Raw genomic sequence first — 19,501 nt, 5'->3', positions numbered from 1 at the left:
CTCGCCTCGTCTTCTCTTCTTTTCTTTACCTGTAGATGCAGTCGCGCAGGGCGATCAGCCCCTCGCGCATCTCGTCCAGGGGGGCCACCATCGCGACCCTGATATACCCCTTGCCCGGATTGCCCTGCGCCGTGTCGCGGCTCAGATAGGCGCCGGGCAGAACCCGCACGCCGGTTTCGGTCCAGGCTTTCAATGCGGCCTCTTCGCCATCCTCGACGGGCAGCCAGAGGAAGAACCCCGCCTCGGGGCCCTGGTAGCTGTTGATGCCCGCGAAAATCTCGTCCGCGACCGCGTACTTTTCGCGGTAAAGCGCGCGGTTTTCCTGCACATGCGCCTCATCCGTCCAGACGGCCTCGGCCACGCGCTGCAGGGGCAGCGGCAGCGGTGCGCCGGAATAGGCGCGCAATTGCCTGATCCGCTGGATGCTTTCCGCACCCCCGGCCACGAAGCCCGAACGCAGCCCCGGCAGGTTCGACCGCTTGGACAGCGAATGGAACACCACCACCCTGTCAGGATGCGCGCCCATTTCCGCGGCTACGTCCAACGCACCGACAGGCGGCTCGCCCCGGTAGATTTCGCTGTAACATTCGTCGGCGAAGACCTGGAAATCATATGTCTCGGCCAGCCCGATCAGGTCGGTCCAGTAGGCCCGGCTTGCCACCGCGCCCTGCGGGTTCGCGGGCGAACAGATATAGGCCGCCGCCACACGGTTCAGCAGTTCGGCCGGCAGCGACATGTAATCGGGCAGATACCCGGTTTCGCGGGTTGCCGGCACGAAAACGGGCTCGGCCTGCACCGAGATCGCGCCGATCATGTAGACCTGATAAAACGGGTTCGGCATCAGGATCGCCGGTTTCGCCCCGTTCTTTGCCTCGGGCACCAGCGCCATGCAGGCATTATACAGCCCCTCGCGCGTGCCGTTCAGCGCCATCACCTGCGTGTCCGGGTCCAGCGTCACGCCATAGCGGCGGTTCAGCCAGCCGGTGATCGCGGCGCGCAGTTCGGGCGTGCCCTCGTTCGGGGGGTATTGCCCGAAACCCGACATTTCGCGGCTCAGGATGTCGGAAATCCACGCGGGAAAGGGGTGTTTCGGCTCACCGATGGTCATATGACGCACCGGCCCGCCCGCTGGATGCGGGTCAAGGAGCGCGCGCAGGCGCGGGAACGCATAGGCCGGTAGGTTCGAGAACCGCTCGGGAAACATCTGTGACTGCCTCAAGGTGCGGGGTCTTTTCGCCCCGGTTTGTGCCCAAGTTACAGAACGGCGCGGGGCCCGTCCAGAAAAAGCAACGCATGATCCGGGGGTTGTGGCATTTCAGACAGCCCCCGGCGGAGTGCATGGGGAATGGGGTGAGGGACAGTGCGGCGGCGATGACCGCTCAGAGCCCCTTGGGACATGTGAACCGTTCCCGACAGAGGGCATCGCATGCCCGCGGTCGGGCGATCCGACATTTGTGACTGGCATTCTATCGTGCAGCCACCTGCTCCCTCAAAGCGTGGCACTTGCGGCAGCCAATCGCCCGGCCGTGCGATGCCCGGGCCGCTGCGCGGCTGTTCCGGGCAGGCGCATTGTTCAACTCGCAAGTTTCTGCGGTGGGTTCTGCACCCCCCTCACTGGCAGCGTTTTTCAGCCTCTTCCAGAGCGGCGGTGAACCCGAGAAGGGAGAACGTATCCTTCGTCGTGGTGCCCCGCGAGGACCGCGCGGTCAGGATGGCGCTTGCACCGCGCTTCATCGCGGTGATGATCTTGGCATCGTCCGCGGCCGAGGCCGGCCAGGCCCATTCGCCCTCGGTGAACAGTTCGAACTCGTTGCCGTCGACATTCAGGTTCACGGTCGAACCGCTGGCAAAGGGATAACCGCCGGTGAAACCCAGCTGCCCCTGCACCCCTGCCCCGGGACGGTAAAACGCCATGAACAGGATTTCGCCCCGGCGCACGGCGACGACGCGCCCGTCGCGCATGTTCACCGTTTCCTTCGGAGAGGATACCGCCCAGCATTCCTTGGGATCGGTGTCTTCGAATACGCTCCAATCGGTTTTTGCGGCAACCTGGTTGTCGCTCGTGTCCTGCGCCCAGGTATGCGTGCCCGCCAGCACCATCGTGGCGCAGACCAGCCCTTTCGCAATCCGTGATACCATGTGACCAGCCTCCAGCTGTCCGTTAGCCTCAATTCAACCGATGCCGCTTGTTTTCGCTTTGCTCTTGCGGCACCACTCCGTCTCGACATTGCGACATTAGCGTATGATCCGCCACCGGTGAAAGGGGCCATTGGCGAATTTTCGCACAGATTTGAAGGGCAAAGACGATGACGAACCCGGTTCCCATGGCCGAGATCTGGCGCGGCCCGATTCTGGAAAGCGTGCATATGGGCCACGCGGTGATCTGCGACGACACCGGTCAGATCGTCCAGGCCTGGGGCGACCCGGAAACCACCGTCCTGCCGCGTTCGTCGGCCAAGATGATCCAGGCGCTGCCCTTGCTGACCAGCGGTGCCGCCGCCGCGAACGGGTTGGGGACGGAACATTTCGCGCTGGCCTGCGCCTCGCACAACGCCGCCGCGATCCATGTCGGGCGCGTGCAGGCATGGCTGGATCACATCGGCAAGACCGATGACGATTTCCGTTGCGGCCCGCAGGAACCGCGCGATCTGGACATCCGCGATACGCTGATCCGCGAAGGGCGCGCGCCCTGCCGCATCCACAACAACTGCTCGGGCAAACACGCCGGATTCCTGACGCTGGCCGACCATCTGGGCGCAGGCCCCGACTATGTCGACCCCGACCACCCCGTGCAAAAGGCGTGCAAGGCCGCGTTCGAAGAGGTCACCGGCGAGGACAGCCCCGGTTTCGGCATCGACGGCTGTTCGGCCCCGAATTTCGCCACCTCGCTGCATGGCATGGCGCGGGCGATGGCCTTTTTCGCCGCCGCGCGTGATGGCGCCGGCACGCAGCAAAGCGCCGCCGCAACGCTGCGCGACGCGATGACCGCCTGCCCCGAGCTTGTCGCCGGCGAAGGCCGCGCCTGCACCGAACTGATGCGCGCGATGGGCGGGCGCGTGGCGCTGAAAACCGGGGCCGAGGCATTTTTCATCGCCATCATCCCCGAGCGCAAACTGGGCGTCGCGCTGAAGATCACCGATGGCGGCACGCGCGGCGCGGAATGCGCCATTGCCGCGATCCTGGTAAAGCTGGGCCTGCTCGACGCCGATCATCCGGCGACGCGCAAGTTCCTGAACGCGCCGATCCGCAATTTCGCGGGTCTGGTGACCGGGGCGATACGCCCGGCCGGGGCCTTCGCGTGACAATTTGCCGCCAGCCACGCCCGCGCTAGCCTCGGGCCGAGGCGCGGCATTCGCCAAAGCCGTTGCCTGCACCGCCCGTCAGGCGATACCCTTTGTGCGACAAATAGGTGCGCCCGGCCGCCATGCGCCCCTGACACCGGGCTTTGCGCCGGAAATGTCGTTGCCGCACGTTAAAATGGTGCCATTCTCGGGAAACCGAGTCGGCGCGACGTGCATGGCACACCGCACAGACAGCCGCCAGCTGAGAGGCAAGGGCCATGGCCGAAGCATCGAAATCGAAACAGCAAGAGATCGAAGCCGCGATCGGGATCGGTGCAGGCCGGGGGGCCGGGCGGATGCGTCGCTGGGGGCTGATCGCGGGTCTGGTCGTGCTGCTTGGCGGCGGTTTCTACTGGTGGTTTCAGACGCGGCAGGACGCCAGTACCGCGCCCGCCTATCGCACCGAGGCGGCAGTGCGCGGCGATGTTACCGTGACGATCACCGCGACGGGCACTGTGGAGCCCACCAATGTCGTCGATATCTCGAGCGAGCTTTCGGGCACGATTGCCGAGGTTCTTGTGGATTACAACGATCCGGTGACGGACGGCCAGGTGCTGGCGCGGCTCGATACCGAAAAGCTCGAGGCGCAGGTCCGCCTGCGCGAAGCCAGCCTGCAGGCATCTGAGGCGCAGGTTCTGTCCGCCACCGCCACGCTGAGCGAGGCGATGGAAAACTACCAGACAGCAAGAAAACTGGATGAGCGTGGCGTCACATCGCACCAGGCGCTGATCGAGTCGAAGGCCGCGCTCGACCGGGCGCTGGCGCAGGTGCAGGTCGCCAATGCCGACCGCAGCGTGGCCGAGGCCAACCTGGCGCTCAGCCGGACCGAGCTGGACAAGGCCTGCATATGTTCCCCGATCAACGGCGTGGTGCTGGACCGGCAGGCCGATACCGGGCAAATCGTGGCGGCCTCGCTCTCTGCTCCGGTGCTGTTCACCGTGGCCGAAGACCTGACCAAGATGGAAGTGCAGGTCGCCGTGGACGAGGCCGATATCGGCCAGCTTTCCCCCGGCAATATCGCCCGCTTCACCGTCGAGGCCTATGACGAACGGCTGTTCGAGGCCGAAATCGTGCGCATCCGCTATGCGCCGGAAACGGTGGACGGGGTGGTGACTTACAGCGCAACGCTGGCGCTGGAAAACCCCGACATGGCGCTGCGTCCCGGGATGACCGCCACCGCCGAGATCGTCGTGGCCGAAGAAACCGACAAGCTGCTGGTGCCCAACGCCGCGCTGCGCTTTGCCCCGCCCGTGGCAAGCGACGACAGTTCGGACCGGGGCGGCGGGCTGCTGGGGATGCTCATGCCGTCGCCGCCGGGCGAACAAGCCGGGGTCACCTCGGCCAGAACCGTGTGGGTCCTGCGCGACGGGTCGGCCACCGAAATCGCCGTGGAAACCGGCGCCAGCGACGGGCGCCACACCATCGTGACCGGCGGCGACCTGCATCCCGGCGACATGGTGATCATCGGGCAGGGCGGCTGAACGATGGCCGAAGACGAGGACATGCCGCTGATCCGTATGCGCGGGATCACGCGGGTTTACGGCAAGGGCGAGGCAGAGGTGCGCGCGCTGGACGGGCTCGACCTCGATATCAGGCGCGGCGAGTTCGTGGCGATCATGGGGCCAAGCGGGTCGGGCAAATCGACCGCGATGAACGTGATCGGCTGCCTCGACCGGCCGACCGGCGGCAGCTACCATTTCAACGGGGTGGAAATCGCCCGGCTCAGCCACGACCAGCGGGCGCTGCTGCGGCGCAATTTCCTTGGCTTCGTGTTCCAGGGTTACAACCTGCTGCCCCGGACGACGGCGCTCGATAACGTGGAACTACCCCTGATCTACAAGGGCCTGCCGCCAGAGGAACGGATCGCGCGCGCGCGGCAGGCATTGCAGCAGGTCGGGCTGGAGGGGCGCGAGCATCACGATCCCTCGCAACTGTCCGGCGGGCAGCAGCAGCGCGTGGCGATGGCCCGGGCGCTGGCGGGCTCGCCCGAGGTGATCCTTGCCGACGAACCGACCGGCAACCTCGATACCCGGCGCTCGGTCGAGATCATGCAATTGCTGACCGGGCTGAGGCAGGAAAACCCTGACCTGACCATCGTGATGGTCACGCATGAGGACGACATGGCGGCCTATGCCGACCGGCTGATCTGGATGGTGGACGGAAAGATCGCCCGCGACGGCCGGCCCGGCAAGGCCGCATGAGAAAGGCGGGCTGAGGTGCTTTGGGAAACCGTGAAGCTGGCGCTCAAGGCGATTTTTCGCAACGCGCTGCGGTCGTTCCTGACGGTGTTGGGGGTGGTGATCGGGGTGGCCGCCGTGATCGCGATGGTGACGGTCGGACAGGGCTCGTCCGATCAGGTGACCAGCGATGTGGAAAAGCTGGGCACGAATATCCTGATGATCAGCCCCGGACAGGCGCGCATGGGGCCAGGCAGTTCGAACGCCGCCAGCAAACCGTTCGAGATGAAGGACGTGGACCGGATCGCCGAAGAGATCGCGCTGGTGGAAACCGCGGCGCCGATGGGCAGCTCATCGGCGACCGTGGTCTATGGAAACGAGAATTACCGCACCCAGATCACGGCCACCGACAGCCGCTACCTGATGGCGACCGACTGGCCGCTGATCGCCGGGCGCAATTTCAACGCGGCCGAGGAAAAGGCCGGCCGCGCGGTCTGCATCATGGGCGAAACGGTGCGCTTGGAACTGTTCGGCAGCGGCGACCCGGTGGGCCAGAAGATACGCATCGGCGCAATCAGCTGCGAGGTGATCGGCCTGCTGGAGCCCAAGGGCGCGTCGACCTTCGGGCAGGACCAGGACGACGTGGTGATGCTGCCGATGCGGCTGTTCCAGCGCCGGATCGCGGGCAACCGCGATGTCGGGATGATCTATGTCGCCGTACGCGACGGGGCCTCGACCGACGCGGCCAAGGCCGAGATCGACTCCCTGCTGCGCGAGATCAGACGCATCAGCCCCGGCGAGGATGACGATTTCAACGTGCGCGACATGAAACAGATCGCCAGCATGTTGACGGGGATCAACGATGTGCTGACCGGGATGCTGTCCGCCGTGGCGGCGGTCAGCCTGCTGGTGGGCGGCATTGGTATCATGAACATCATGCTGGTGTCGGTGACCGAACGAACGCGCGAGATCGGCATCCGCCTTGCCGTGGGCGCGCAGGCGCGGCAGGTGATGATGCAATTCCTGGTCGAGGCCGTGGTGCTGTCGCTGCTGGGCGGCGTGCTGGGCATCCTGCTGGGGCTGGGGCTGGCCGCATTCGCATCGAACCTGATGTCGATCCCCTTCGCCCCCGACCCGACGGTGGTGCTGATGGCCTTCGCCTTCTCGGCGGTGGTGGGCGTGATCTTTGGCTATTTCCCGGCACGCGCCGCCGCGCGCATGGACCCGATCGAGGCGCTGAGGCACCAGTGATCGCGGCCACGCATCCGCGTCAGGGCAGGACGAACTCGGACCGAGCGTAGCCTTGCAGATACAGCAGCGCCGTCAGGTCGCCGTGGTTCACCCGCACCTCGCATTCCGCCGCGACCGCGGGCTTGGCATGCAGCGCCACGCCGGTTCCGGCCCGGTGCAGCATCCCGAGGTCGTTGGCCCCGTCGCCCACGGCGATCACATCGCCCTCGGTCAGGCCCAGCCGCGCGGTGACCTGTTCCAGCGCGTCGACCTTGGCCTGCCTGCCCAGGATCGGGCGGGCGACCTCGCCGGTCAGCCTGCCACCCTCGATCAGCAGCGTGTTGGCGCGGTTTTCGTGAAAGCCAAGCTCGGCCGCCACCTTGGCCGTGAACGCGGTGAACCCGCCCGACACCAGAACGGTATGCGCGCCATGCGCCTTCATCGTCGCCAGCAGCGCCGCCCCGCCCGGCATATAGGTGATGCGGGTTGCCAGCACATGGTCGATCACCTGCGCCTCCAGCCCTTTCAGCAGCGCCACACGCTCGGTCAGGGCGCCTTCAAAATCCAGCTCTCCGTTCATCGCGCGGGCAGTGATGTCCTTGACGTGTGCGCCCACCCCGGCCTCATCGGCCAGCTCGTCGATGCATTCCTGCTGGATCATGGTGCTGTCCATATCGGCCAGCAGCATCCTCTTGCGCCGCCCTTGCGCGGGCTGGATCACCAGATCGACACCCAGTTTCTGCACATCGGCCCACACCTCCCAACGGTTGGCGGGCATCCCGGCCAGCGAGAACTCCGCCGCCTCGTCCGGCGACAACCAGTGCGCATCGCCCCCGCCCCAGGCATTGCGCAAGCTGTCCACCAGCGCAGGGTCCAGCGTGCCGGGTTCGGCGATCAGGGTGCAGATGAACACGGGGCAAACCTCCGGCCACATGGGATTCGCAGGCTCTATAGCGCCAAGTCGGACCGCACCGCCACCCCACCGGCCCGAGTTTCCTATCGGAACGCGCAATGTCGCATTTTGCGGGTCAACCGCCGCTGCTGCGTCATTTCTGCGCTTGCCAGACGGCACTCGCACCCGTATCTGCGTCCACGGGACACCCCTCCCAACGAGGGGTCATGTTCATGGCGCTTTTCTCCTTTATTTTCAGATTGTTGCGCGTGACGCAGTATGGCGCTGTGTCACTCATGTGTCAAACAGCACATCCGTGACGGTCTGATCCTCGATTGCGTGGGCATAGGTGCGCAGTACGGTGGTCGCATCTTTCCACCCTCCACGCACTGCGACGGTCTTTACATCATAACCCTTGCGCAACATCGAGGTCGCGAAGCCGTGGCGGCAGCAATGCGGCGTCAACCGCTCGATCTCTGCCCGCTTCGCGACATTGTTCCAAGGGCCACGAACGCTCCCCCGACCCGTGTATTTGAAAACGCGCTCATCCGGGCTGCGGTTGGAAGGCAGCGCTTCCAGCGCCTCCACCAGGGCAGGCTGCAAATGCGCGGTCCGGCTCCACGGCGTCGGCTTGAAGAGGTGGATTTTGGCCGTCGCGTTGTCCAGATCGACATCGCGCCACTGAAGGCGGCAGGCCTCTCCCACTCTTGCAGCGGTCCCGAACATGAAGAGGCACAGCGCACCGAGATGCTGTAAATCATCCTTCGCCGCCTGATCCGAGAACGCCAGCACCCACTCCAGAGTGGCAGGCGTCTTGAGTTCCGGGTTCTCGGTGTATCGCCGCACTGAAATCCGCTGACACCAGCCAAGCTCCGCAGCATAGTTGATGGCGGCCTGCGTCGGCTTGATGACCTGGCGGTTCCAGGTCGGTTCCGCTGCGCCGGGGTAGATCTTCTTCGCCGCCTGGCGCACCGTCTCGGGGCGCACATTCTCGACAAGCGTATCCTTCCAATAGTCTGCCAGACGCAGCAGGAATCTCTCCGGCTTGTCCGCATCCAGATAGGCGGTGAAAACCTGCGCCATCGTCAGCCCCGCCCCCGGCCCGTCGAACCGCCTGTCCCACGCTTTTGCCTCGACCTCGGCTTTGATCCGTTCCGCGATGGAGCGGTCAGCCGTGCCCGTAGAGCCGCGTAATCGCCTTCCGGCCACGGTCCCCCGGTAGTGCCAGTTTTTGCCTCGTCGGTGGAGTGTGAGCGGCATTGGATCGCCTCCATGAAATCGTGAACGTGGTGGGGGAACATGACGCGGCGACGGCCCAGCTTGGCGTAAGCGCCGATTTCAGCGACCTTCTCCTTGACCGTCCGCACGGACATGCCGAGGTGACCTGCCAGTTCGGCGGGCGTCGTGTATTCGGGATGGAGGAGTTGCGCCTCACGATTGGCCATGCCCGGCCCCTCCTTCCACGGCCAGCAGCTTTTCCAACTGCTCGGGCGTCAGCAGCATGAGGCGATCGATCTTGTAGTATTGACCTGACCGCCGGGCTTTGGAGCGGATAAGGCGCGGCGAAACATGAACCCCGTGGCTCATCAGAGTTTCACTCCATTTCTCGGGCGTTTGCCCCTTTGCCAACAATTCTGACATGGCGTCACCGGTCTCCTGCATCTTCTTGCAGTTTGCTACACCCCCAACATAAGTGTAAATACTATCTTGTTTTAATATATAATAACGGTAACTTGTTTCCGAAATGAGGTATGTAATGACGAACTACAAGTTCCGCGCAAGGTCCAAAGACGAGCTTTTGAGGCAAGAAGCCGAAGAAGACCGCGACCGCGCACGCGAAGAAGCAGTTCGCAGAAACGGCCCGGACAGCGCGGTTCATGAGAACCTTCGAAACCTTCGCTTGCGCCTCAAGCTGAACAAACAGGAGATGGCCGAGCTGATGGAAGTGACGCCGCGCACCTATTACGGGTACGAGCGAGGCCAGCGCACGATATCATCTGACGTTCTGGTTCGCCTGGCCGTGCTGACAGGCGTGGACATGAACGAAATCCTGCTGGGCAGGCCCGCTCGTGCCCGACCCGAGACCATCGAAAGTGCAATCAGCGATTTTTGCACCGTCTTGCGCTTCCTGGACGCCGAGTATCCCGACATGGACATGAACACCCGCACCAAGGTCGCGCGACTTGTCGTAACGTATGACTGGGACGGGGCGCTGCGCATCCACCCCCAGGTCATTCGTGATGCCGTGAAGATGGTCACGCGCTACCGTTTCCACCCCGAAGACCTGCCCGCACCGCCCTTCTGGGAAGACTACGGCGAGGACCAAGATCAGTATGAACGTGACATGGCCACATGGCAGCGCATGGTGGATGAGGATTTGGGCGGAGCACAGGGGAGAGATGCGGCGGGAGCCGACTAGCGGCCCGGAGCTGTCCTTCAGGACGCTGTAGATGTTGTGGTGCAGCTTCCCTGAAGCCGCCAATCACGAACCTCGCCGCATGTCTGACGGTCGAGGCGTGAAATGCGGAACTCTTGATTATGAAAATGCTGATTGCAGAGTGACCGATTTACCCTTATGTTCGCCAAAAGTTCTCTCCGCATCTAGGGAGGCATGCATGACCGGAAAATTCCTCGGCCAAGACGGAAAGTATCATCCGACTGGTTCATTCTTGGGACAAGATGGCCGATACCATCCCAAGGGGTACTTCCTTGGTCAAGACGGTCGATATCACGCTCCCGGTTCATTTCTTGGGCAAGATGGCAAATATCACCGCAAAGGCGAAACTCTTCGCGCCGATGGCAAGTACCATCCCGCTGGTGCAATTCTAGGACAAGACGGGCAGTATCACGCCGCTGGCTCTTTTTTGGGTCAGGATGGAAGATATCATCCTGGAGGCGCTTTCCTCGGCCAGGATGGCAAGTACCACCCGGCTGGTTGTTTTCTCGGGCAGGACGGGAAGTACCACTTTGCCGGATCATTCATTGGAAGTGATGGAAAGTACCACCTACCTGGCTCGTTTCTTGGCTCGGACGGTAAGTATCACCCGAAGGGATCGTTTCTGGGGGCACATGGGAGATACGAAGAGCCCGAAGGAGCCTCCGCTAGAGAAGCCAGGAACCAGAATGGCATAAATTGCTAGGTCCGAATGATTTCCTGCGAGTTCGTAGGCTGACGCCGCCTAGACCGGGGACGGACCACACCGGCCATCAGGAAGCATCTTGAGATGCTGCGGTTGCAGCCCACATTCCTGACATTGAGAGAAGATACCAAATCGAAGGCTGCCTTGGTGTTCCGTCTCGGAATTGGCTAGACGATACTATCGAGACACTACTGAGGAGATCGGCAGTTTGATTAATAATGCAGTGTTGGATCTTGCTCGCCAAAACCTTCGGAATCGAGTTGCAGCTATCGATAACGCACAGCTCACGGATGTATTTCAGCGAGACTTTTCATTCGAGCAGATTAGAGCGGGGGTCAACGCTGCTCAGATCCGGGATTGGATCACACCATTGCTCGGCGAGGACATCGATTGTGCGGCCATTTACCGCCTCACAGTGAATGACCAAGATGGCGCAAACCGGTTGAGACTGGCTTTTGAAGAGTACGTACCACCAGACGGTGTCAAGCTGGCTCGAAACAACGGAGTGGCTGGAAGCAGAACCGTCTATGTTGGTAGTTCACGAACAATTAGGGACAGGCTTCCGCAGCATTTGAACAACTGCGCGGCAGGAACATATGCACTAAAGATGCACCTATGGTGTCCCAATACGGAAAATAGACTACGCGTGGAGGTCTCCGTTGTTCGCGGCGAATTAAATACTGCCCTTGTCCAAGACCTTGAGGATGCTCTTTGGACAAGTTCGCGCCCGATGTTTGGCAAGTTCGGCGCACGCTAGTGGCGGCCCATAGCCGACATCCGGCACAGTCCCTCGATGCCGTGGTCGCAGTCCGCATTGCCGACTTTCGCTGCAAGAGCAAAACATGATGCGAGTCGTATTGACTTACCCATGACCATGAGAAGTCGAGTGTAGCGAGCCCATCCCGTGCCGGGAGTGTTACTTTGACGCTACCCCTTAGCTGAAATGGAGTCTACCAAGGGAGCTGTATGAAACCGCGATACGTCCAAACCGTGATCTGTGAAGCCCTTCGCCTCAAACTCAGCTTTCGCCGCGGGCCCGCCTGAAAGTGTTGATGCGGATATCGCCAAGAAGTGTTTTGCTCCATGACGAGATGATTCCTCGTTCTTCGAGCCACTCTGCCAACACTTGGTTTTGTTCCGTATTCTTAATTCTCGGATAAACCCAAAATTCGGCAATCGTTGAGTACGGCGCAGGCAAGCCCGCAATGACCAGCCTGACTTGGTCTTCGCTCATAAAGCTCTGGCATTTGTTCAGCAAAGAAATTTTAACTCTCGTGGGAGAGGAGTTTATGATGACTGATTTTATGTACTCAAAGTCGAAATCCTTGAACGCGACGTCAGAACGATCAAGCACCGGCCCGACGATAGCAGCGATTTGAGGATCGGTCGCTACAGTGCTCGCATTAATGCCACGGGCAATTTCAAGCTTCTGCGCTTCGGATATCTCCTCTTCAAGCAGCGCGGCCAAAATTCGATCTTCAACAAGATAGTCGGACTTCTTCTCAAGAAACGCGCCGATATGCTGAACCAGCAGCGCGATCAGTAGCTCGTCTTCTTTTGATGCCGCGCCGAACGTATCGTCGTTGAAGCCAATCACACCCTCTTCGACCAAAATCTGGCGTCTAGAGGCGTTTTCTTTCTCAGGAAAATTCGTGAATGTCACGGGAACGATATTCAAGTAGTCCCGTAGCTCAGCATCTGAGAATTCTTCATTTTTGAGAATGAAGCGGCTGAGCGCTAGGCTATCCTTATTGTTTTCATAGTGATCCGCCAGTAGGGCCTGTTTGTTGCTACCATCCTGCATAAAGGCAGTCAGGAGATCGCCGCTGTATTTTTCAAGACTCGTGTAGCGTATCAAGTTCTCCCATTTCGGTTCGACCATATTGTGCTCGATGAGTGTGGAGTAGAACCGGGTTGGCACCTCGTCCAAACTCTCAAAAACCGCGTCTTGCTTCACAAGAAATTCGGTCAAAACACTTTCGTCTACATCGTCGCGTTTGAGTACGAGTACGATTGCGTCTTTGCTCTCATGCGTATTCTCTTCTAGCGGCAGCACAACATCCGTTAGGTAGGTGCCAAAGTTCTGCTCAATATGGTCTTGAAGGTGTTGTGGACCAAGTTCGCGTATGGTTGAAAAATTGTGGGTCTCAAGACCGGCCAATGTCGTCGCATCAGCACTTAATGCGATGACATGGCGAATGTTATCGTATGAAATACGATATAGGGCATTCTCAACAACGAACTTCGCAGCAGCATGATGATCGGCAATATCAGCTAGGCTTACGACTTGAACACCAAGTGCCTCTAGACGACCTAGTTCAAGATCAATTCCCGTGTTCAGGACATCCACCAGGCCTTCATTGAGGTATCCCGACACAGTCCCTGTGCGATTTATTGTGTCCGTCAGCATCTTCGGAGGTAGGAAATTGACCAAGTGAGCAATGTGGTAAGGAGCATTCGGCGCTTTCACCGCTAAGTCTGCCACGCCAGGTGAATGCTTCGCGAGCTCATTCATAAGCTGTGATATCTGCCGCCCATTTGTGTAAAAGCTCTCGAAGAACTCCTGAGATCCTTCAAAATTGCGAGCGATAAATTTCATCGCTTGCTCAAGACGTCCCTTATGCTCTGATACGTTTTCCAGCATATGGTCGATGAGGTGCCGGTTCAGGACATAGCCACGCTCAAAATCTTCCTCACGCATGCCTGCAACAACTTCCGCCGGGTTGTCGATCTGGAAGTCTGGGTCAGGTGTTTTAAAGCCGCGGATTTGGATCAGAAACTTATTGTCGCTGGGCGACAGGCGACCAGAATGGAAAAGAGAAATGTATTGATAGTAGGTATCGTCCAAGAACCCTTCAAAGAGCAGGTACTGGATCAAATCTCTGTTCTCACCAAGGGCAGCCAGATCATCTTCTAGGTTGTCCGAACAGGCTTGGATGATGGTGCTGAACTTTGAACGACGGAGCGAAGCTATCTGATCTTTCTGTTTTTGGATTCTGCGCGCAGCACCTTCTCGATGCTCCGAAGACTTGCGCTGGATCAATTCTTTGCGCTCTTTGTAGCTACGCCTGGTATCAACGTCCTTTTGCAGTGTGGACAGGTCCAGTTCCCTTTGATGCCCTTGAATTGAGCGTTGTTGCACAATTGAGGTTTCAATAATTTCTTCGAGAAGTTCGTGATCGGTCAATTTTTGAGGTTGAATATCGACATTGCGAATACGCACAATTGAGTGGTTGTTCTGCAGACGATCTAAAATGGCCATCGCATAGACTCTGCGTAGTTCTTTCAAATCGCGAGGGTGCTGTTCTTCAGCTTCAGCGATCTCTGCTTCAATTTCGCGAATGGCAGCTTTGTGGTCCATCTCGATGCTGGCAACACACTCGTCGTAGCGCTGCAAGATGGCCGCGATCTTGCCTTTCTGTTGATGTAGGCTCTCAAAATCGTCCGGCATAACATTCTTGTAGATTAGAACCGCCACGAGTTTGTTGGGATCCAGAACGCCTTTCTCTTCCTGTTCCAGATTGTCGATGTAAATCGCATATTCGTTGAAGATATTCTTGATCAGTCTAAGGTCGCTCAGATAGCGCGATACTTCGCGCAAGAACTGCGGGTTAAGCCTTGTATCCAGCTCGAGTCGTTTGCCCTCGACAAGAACCTTATCGATTGAGTTTGAGGCATTGATGATTGGAACCACCGGAACAATGAATTCGAAGAACTTGGTGCGGTCTTTGTTGACGAACATGTCGTCGCGCAAAGCGTAGAGAAAACGCACTCTTCGCGTCACACGGTTATTGGCATTGATTAATCCGTTTATCTCTCGAAGTGTGACAAAAATCGCCGGCTCTTCAAAGCGGTCTAGGTCTTCAATAATCACTAGGTCGTATTTCGTGGATTGGAAAAAATAGATAATCTCATCCAAATGCCGATTGAGTATCGACTCTTTGTCGGCTTCATTTGTCGACATCTCCACATCTTTGAGTGAGATGCTCTTGACCGATACGCCCAAGCTCTTGACGTAGAGCTGGTGCAGAACACGCCACAAAAAGAGAAAGCCGATCAAGAACGTAAGAAAATTTAGCCAATTTTTTAACCCAATCGGCGTAAAGAATGCCCCGGATGCGATTTCCGCTCTGTTTTGAAATAAGTGCCAAGCCGAAAAAAATCCCACCAAAGCCAGCAAAGACATCAAAGGTGCGATCCTTTTAGGCTTCTGTATCCGCTTGAAGCGCGACAACGGCAGTTTGTCCGCGTCGGGCCCGTATAGCATCTGCTGCAAGATGCTGCGTTCTATTTGTTGTCGGTTGACTTCGGGCTGATCGCTTTCCGCATCTGGCAGAAATGAAGCTAGCGAAATGGAAAGATGCTTACCGCGGTATCGCTTCAAGAAGGACTTGATGACACTGCTTTTGCCCGATCCGTATGGGCCTGTGAGCGCGATGTTGAAGACATTCGCATTACTAGTAGCGAAACTCAGAGCTCTTGCATAAACGCCCTCTTCATCAGCGTCGCTTGTCGGGGCGAGATCAACATAGCGCGATTTCTGTGATGCTCTGTTTCCAGGCCCGGCGATGAATGACCAGATATACTTTAGTAAGGACTTGAAGCTGGCCACTGATTCTACTTTACTCTCTAGATTTTGTGGATTTGCGTGATCCTATCACCTAGACTTCGTATCTGGAAGAAGAGAGTACCACTGTAATCTGGGGCGCGGACCGCTAGATGGCCAGTGCCGTTTTCACATCAGAAGAACTTGCTGCAGCAGGTAAGATGAAACTAAATTCGGAGCTTGTCTGGCTAGGAAACCCAGCAGAATGTCCGCTTTCGTAGCGTTCCAGCACCCGCAGCGAATGGCTGCTTCCCGCCGTTCGATACTCAAACCTCCAGCACGAAGGCTGGATTAAACCCGGTATTCCGAAGCGTTAACGACCCGGCTTTTCATCTTCCGGCAGCGTCATATCAACACCCGCCCTCGTTCCACATCCCCCCAATGCTGGTTCACCGGCAGCCGCTTCGCCCGCTGCGCCACCTGCTGAAACGACACCGGCATGAAATCCCATTGATCGACGCCCAAGTTCACCGCATTCCGCGATCCCTGCCAGTTGTTGTGCACATGGCCAAAGAGCTGGAGCGTCCCCTTGCGAGCGCCGTTCCAGGTGATCATCGGGTAGTGGCAGAGCGTGTGATGCAGGCCATCCGGCCCGTCCCGGACTTCGGTCAGGTGCGAGATGCTGTCCCAGGGCAGGGCCAGCGTCGGGGCCAGGTCATGGTTGCCCACGATCAGATGTTTGCGAGCACCGGGAAGCTGGCCGAACAGGATATCGAGATACTCCGGGTCTTTTGCCTTCGGGCCGAACGCGAAATCGCCGATGATCCAGAGGTCATCATCCGGCTGCACAACCTTCCACATGTTCTCGATCAGCATGGAATCCATGTGACCGACATGGCGAAACGGCCGCCCGCAAAACGGGATGATGTTCTCGTGTCCGAAATGGGTGTCGGCGGTATACCAGTTCACCATTGTCCAAATTCCTTCGTTGCCCCCGGCCTGGCCGGGGACGCACACCATTAGCAGATCGCAAAGGTATCGTCACAAATCCATATCCGATGCCTCGACGTCCTGCTCGCCGGTCAGGGCCTCGACGATCTGGCGGTCGGTCTCGGCCGTGTTCAGGCGGGCCAGCTCATAATCCGTGATCTTGAAGGAGATCGAGGTCTGGCCGGGCTTGCCAGTGTGGCTGATCTGGAAGACAGCCACACAACCCGGCATGATCCCGCGTTCTCTCGGATGCCGAAAGCGGTATTCGACACTGCCGCTATAGGCCTGGTTGCCGATACAGGGCTGGTAGGTTTCGGTGCGTTCGCGACCGCGATCCATGTAGGTGATCTCGCGTTCGGGCTGGGCGTCAAGGTCGGGGATGAACCCGCCGTCGCCCCAGGCGTAGACCATCGTCATGGAACCGTGGTCGTTCATGTCCACCTTGGAGGGCGGGCCGTAGGTGTCCTCGATCTGGGCGCGAAGGGCCAGGGCTTCAGGCAGCTCGCCTGTGGGCAAGCGCATGGACCGGTTGATGACCACAGGCGTGCCGTTCAGTGCGTCCGTTGCCATCTCGACACGGAAGGCCTCCTCGTAGTCCCGGTTGGACCTCCCGATGATCTCCTGCCTGCTCAGACCGCCAATGTTGCGCCAGACATCAAGGGGGACCTCGAAGGCGCGGCCTTCGGGCGACTGGACGCGGATCACCTCGGTATCGCCATACGGCTCCGCGCCCGTTCGCTCGGTGAAGACCTGCATGATCGCTTCAAGATCGTCACCGGGCTGCGTGCCGACAATCTCGTAAGGATACGGGCGTTCCGGGATCGTATCGAGCGGCACGAGCTGATCTTCGGCGACAGCGGCGATGGGAAACGTGGTGAAAAGGACAGAAATCAGGAACGGTTTCATTGGGTAGACTCCACTCTTTATCCGGTGAACAGTTCTGCGTCGGCCTCAAGCAGCCCGCGCAAATGGGCGAAGGCATCGCCGGTCGCCAACGGTCGATTGACGATATAGCCGCGCGGCGTGCCGACCTTCAGGATGTCGATAATTTCAAGGCACAAAGCCATGACTTCCGCGCGGGCGGCATAGGCGCCCCACCAGTATGCACGGGCTTTGGGCGAGCGATCTTCCGGCGCGAACGCCTTGCGCCGTTTCCGGGCGAAAAGATGCCCGCTCTTGAACTGCGTATCGAGCAGGTAGCTAGCGGGCAGGCGCTTCCGCAGCACAGGCCCGGTGGTAAACGTCGCGCAGGCCAGCGTCTCTTCTTCCAGATCGACGGCACCGGTCGAAAGGCCGAAGACCGGGGCAAGATCGAAGCTGTTCTCGGCGAACCAGTGGCTTGCCCACGCGGCTTCCTGGGCGAACCGGAACGGCGCGATCACCAGCTTGCTCTGTTCCAGCGCGTCGATAGTGCGACGGTCCACATAGGTGCCGGTATCCACCAGCACGTAATCGAAACCTTGGCGGGCAAAGCCATCCAGCGCCCGGTTCATCGCGGCCGCGTCTTTGGCAGGTGCCGTGACGAGCTGATCCGCGCCAACGCCGGTCTCGACCATCGCATCTTCCCACATGGTTATGAAGCGCGACCCTTCCAGGCTGGATTCTCTGGGCTGCGAAAGATCGAGGACCGCTACACGCTCCCCGGCTTCGATCAGGCCCGAGGCAATCGTCATGACGACCGTGGTCTTTCCCGTGCCGCCCTTCGGGTTGAAGATGGTGATGATTTGCATGGCCTAACCTCCGAGAAACTCACAGTATACTTCATTATTCATAGAATACTTCATAGAAGCAATTGCCGTTCTGCCCGCTCTTCGGGCAATGAGCGAAAAAACAGACAAAGACCTGTTGACCGCCTTCGCGACGGTGCTTCGACGTGAGCGACAACGCGCGGGCCTATCTCAGGAAGAACTGGCCCACCGGGCGGGCAAAAGCATGCGTTACATCTCGCTGCTGGAAAGCTGTCGGCATCAGCCGAGCCTTTCGACGCTGCGCGGGTTGTGCGATGGCCTCGGGATCAGGATGAGCGATTTTGTTTTAGCAATCGAAGAAGAGTTAACTGGCTGAGGTATCTCTGAAAACTGTTTCACACATCACTTGCAGCTTAGGCAAAGATCGTCGACAAAAGCGCAGAATCCCGTTCTGGTTGCAGGTATCCGGTATGCAAACTCTCCCGCGCTTTTGCCTTATTTTATTATTGTCGCTCCCGTCGATGACAGTTGCCGATACTTCAGAGGACGCTCTCCGGGGTTTTCTCACTGGCAACGATCCTGAAGCGGCAAGTGTGCCTGCGTGGAAGCTGGAATGCCTTGATGCGGTATCCGGCCGTCTGGATGACCGGGACGATGTGCCCGCTGAATTGCTGACCATCATGCAGGCCGATTGCAGAGCGCGTTTCGAACGCCTTTTGTCCGAACACCCCACCCTGATGATGCGCGACCTCGAACGCCCCGCGACCGCGATCCAAGCGCTTGAAATCGCGACTGTGCTGAAAGCCAATGCAACTATGGATGAGGCAGAGGCCCTGCGGTCAGACCTCGCCAAGGCGCGGGGCCTAGTATCTGACTTCGCGGAAATCTGTGAAGCGATTGAGGCGGTTCAGAATGAAGCGGAATCCCAAGGGTTGCGCCTCCGTGCACGTCAGCCCCGACTGTGTGACAGCGGCCGCGCCGAACGCCTGATCTCGCAAGGTGAGGACACCCTGGTGGCACTGGATGACCCTGACGGCACAGCACGTTTCGGCATACGCCCTGGGGAGAGGTTGGTCGAAGCTATTTCCGAGGCGCAAAACGTGTTGGACAACGCACGGTCTGAATTGACCGCAGCCCTCGCGGAAGCAGAAGCTCAGAACGCAGAACTGGTGCTCCGTCTGGATAACGCAAAAGCTGAAGGACAAAGGCTGGCTTCCGAATTGCCCGATCTCCATGAGGAACTGAACGCAGCCTGCGAAGCCTACGGCAGCATGGTTTCGGGTATGCAACCTTGGGGATGTGTGGGCCGCGCACAAGGCAGGCACCGTCAATGGCTGGAAGAGAACCTTGCCGTCGTCCAGGGTCTAACCTTGGAGGATGTGCAGCAATCCACCGGGGCGCTCAGTCGCGCAGAGAACTACTTTGCAACGATACGCACAGAAATCGGCGAGGCCATGACAGAACTGGACGCCGCGCGAGAAGCACAACAGTAGGCGT

The 19,501-nt window shown here is 59.4% G+C and carries 17 protein-coding genes; 8 read left to right on the top strand and 9 right to left on the bottom strand.

All coding sequences use genetic code 11. The annotated features are described in order from the left end of the window. Nucleotides 1-25: 25 nt before the first annotated feature. Together F3H87_RS06430 and F3H87_RS06425 are read right to left on the bottom strand one after the other, a co-directional pair. The gene (locus F3H87_RS06430) at nucleotides 26-1,204 is read right to left on the bottom strand and encodes an aminotransferase class I/II-fold pyridoxal phosphate-dependent enzyme (RefSeq protein ID WP_149788209.1); all 1,179 of its coding nucleotides are present in this window, start codon (nucleotides 1,202-1,204) and stop codon (nucleotides 26-28) included. A gap of 407 nt (nucleotides 1,205-1,611) precedes the next feature. Continuing rightward, nucleotides 1,612-2,100: an invasion associated locus B family protein gene (locus F3H87_RS06425; RefSeq protein ID WP_149788208.1), complete on the bottom strand. Its 489-nt coding sequence runs from the start codon at nucleotides 2,098-2,100 to the stop codon at nucleotides 1,612-1,614. Between the two features lie 206 nt (nucleotides 2,101-2,306). On the opposite strand from F3H87_RS06425, the gene F3H87_RS06420 reads away from it, so the two are divergent. The 4 genes from F3H87_RS06420 to F3H87_RS06405 all read left to right on the top strand — a co-directional run bounded on the left by F3H87_RS06420 (nucleotide 2,307) and on the right by F3H87_RS06405 (nucleotide 6,769). Next, entirely contained in the window at nucleotides 2,307-3,302 is a 996-nt protein-coding gene (locus F3H87_RS06420) for an asparaginase (RefSeq protein ID WP_149787767.1), read from the top strand. Nucleotides 3,303-3,559: 257 nt separating this feature from the next. Further along, the gene (locus tag F3H87_RS06415) at nucleotides 3,560-4,822 is read left to right on the top strand and encodes an efflux RND transporter periplasmic adaptor subunit (protein ID WP_149787766.1); all 1,263 of its coding nucleotides are present in this window, start codon (nucleotides 3,560-3,562) and stop codon (nucleotides 4,820-4,822) included. A 3-nt stretch (nucleotides 4,823-4,825) separates the two neighbouring features. Continuing rightward, nucleotides 4,826-5,542, top strand: a complete 717-nt coding sequence (locus F3H87_RS06410) for an ABC transporter ATP-binding protein (RefSeq protein ID WP_149787765.1) — start codon at nucleotides 4,826-4,828, stop codon at nucleotides 5,540-5,542. Nucleotides 5,543-5,557: 15 nt separating this feature from the next. Further along, the gene (locus tag F3H87_RS06405) at nucleotides 5,558-6,769 is read left to right on the top strand and encodes an ABC transporter permease (protein WP_149787764.1); all 1,212 of its coding nucleotides are present in this window, start codon (nucleotides 5,558-5,560) and stop codon (nucleotides 6,767-6,769) included. Nucleotides 6,770-6,788: 19 nt separating this feature from the next. Here F3H87_RS06405 and serB read toward each other — a convergent pair whose 3' ends face one another. The 3 genes from serB to F3H87_RS06390 form a co-directional block, all read right to left on the bottom strand. Beyond that, nucleotides 6,789-7,661, bottom strand: a complete 873-nt coding sequence (gene serB, locus F3H87_RS06400) for a phosphoserine phosphatase SerB (RefSeq protein ID WP_149787763.1) — start codon at nucleotides 7,659-7,661, stop codon at nucleotides 6,789-6,791. A gap of 273 nt (nucleotides 7,662-7,934) precedes the next feature. Next, on the bottom strand, nucleotides 7,935-8,900 hold the full coding sequence (locus F3H87_RS06395; protein WP_149787762.1) for a tyrosine-type recombinase/integrase: 966 nt from the start codon (nucleotides 8,898-8,900) through the stop codon (nucleotides 7,935-7,937). A gap of 171 nt (nucleotides 8,901-9,071) precedes the next feature. Next, nucleotides 9,072-9,302 carry a hypothetical protein gene (locus tag F3H87_RS06390; protein WP_149791994.1) on the bottom strand — a complete coding sequence of 77 codons (231 nt, stop codon included), beginning with the start codon at nucleotides 9,300-9,302 and terminating at the stop codon, nucleotides 9,072-9,074. Between the two features lie 94 nt (nucleotides 9,303-9,396). Here F3H87_RS06390 and F3H87_RS06385 point away from each other — a divergent pair, with 94 nt between their 5' ends. Both F3H87_RS06385 and F3H87_RS06380 read left to right on the top strand, forming a co-directional pair. Beyond that, a complete protein-coding gene (locus tag F3H87_RS06385) occupies nucleotides 9,397-10,059 on the top strand; it encodes a helix-turn-helix domain-containing protein (protein WP_188129178.1) in 663 nt (220 codons plus the stop codon). Nucleotides 10,060-10,255: 196 nt separating this feature from the next. Further along, nucleotides 10,256-10,780 carry a hypothetical protein gene (locus F3H87_RS06380; RefSeq protein ID WP_149787759.1) on the top strand — a complete coding sequence of 175 codons (525 nt, stop codon included), beginning with the start codon at nucleotides 10,256-10,258 and terminating at the stop codon, nucleotides 10,778-10,780. Between the two features lie 1,018 nt (nucleotides 10,781-11,798). Here F3H87_RS06380 and F3H87_RS06375 read toward each other — a convergent pair. The 4 genes from F3H87_RS06375 to F3H87_RS06360 all read right to left on the bottom strand — a co-directional run bounded on the left by F3H87_RS06375 (nucleotide 11,799) and on the right by F3H87_RS06360 (nucleotide 18,046). Continuing rightward, nucleotides 11,799-15,392: a YobI family P-loop NTPase gene (locus F3H87_RS06375; protein WP_149787758.1), complete on the bottom strand. Its 3,594-nt coding sequence runs from the start codon at nucleotides 15,390-15,392 to the stop codon at nucleotides 11,799-11,801. A 339-nt stretch (nucleotides 15,393-15,731) separates the two neighbouring features. Beyond that, a complete protein-coding gene (locus F3H87_RS06370; RefSeq protein WP_149787757.1) occupies nucleotides 15,732-16,298 on the bottom strand; it encodes a metallophosphoesterase in 567 nt (188 codons plus the stop codon). Between the two features lie 69 nt (nucleotides 16,299-16,367). Beyond that, entirely contained in the window at nucleotides 16,368-17,222 is an 855-nt protein-coding gene (locus F3H87_RS06365) for a hypothetical protein (RefSeq protein ID WP_149787756.1), read from the bottom strand. 17 nt (nucleotides 17,223-17,239) lie between these two features. After that, a complete protein-coding gene (locus F3H87_RS06360; RefSeq protein WP_149787755.1) occupies nucleotides 17,240-18,046 on the bottom strand; it encodes a ParA family protein in 807 nt (268 codons plus the stop codon). 88 nt (nucleotides 18,047-18,134) lie between these two features. Between F3H87_RS06360 and F3H87_RS06355 the strand changes: the two genes are divergently transcribed. Continuing rightward, complete coding sequence (locus F3H87_RS06355) at nucleotides 18,135-18,380, top strand: helix-turn-helix domain-containing protein (protein WP_149787754.1); 246 nt, start codon at nucleotides 18,135-18,137, stop codon at nucleotides 18,378-18,380. Nucleotides 18,381-18,474: 94 nt separating this feature from the next. Next, a complete protein-coding gene (locus tag F3H87_RS06350; RefSeq protein ID WP_149787753.1) occupies nucleotides 18,475-19,497 on the top strand; it encodes a hypothetical protein in 1,023 nt (340 codons plus the stop codon). Nucleotides 19,498-19,501: the final 4 nt, after the last annotated feature.

Source organism: Lutimaribacter pacificus (assembly GCF_900142185.1).
In the GTDB taxonomy this organism is placed as follows: Bacteria; Pseudomonadota; Alphaproteobacteria; order Rhodobacterales; family Rhodobacteraceae; genus Lutimaribacter; species Lutimaribacter pacificus.
Note: the sequence above shows the minus strand (reverse complement) of the source record. Positions and strands in the feature narration are given on the sequence as shown.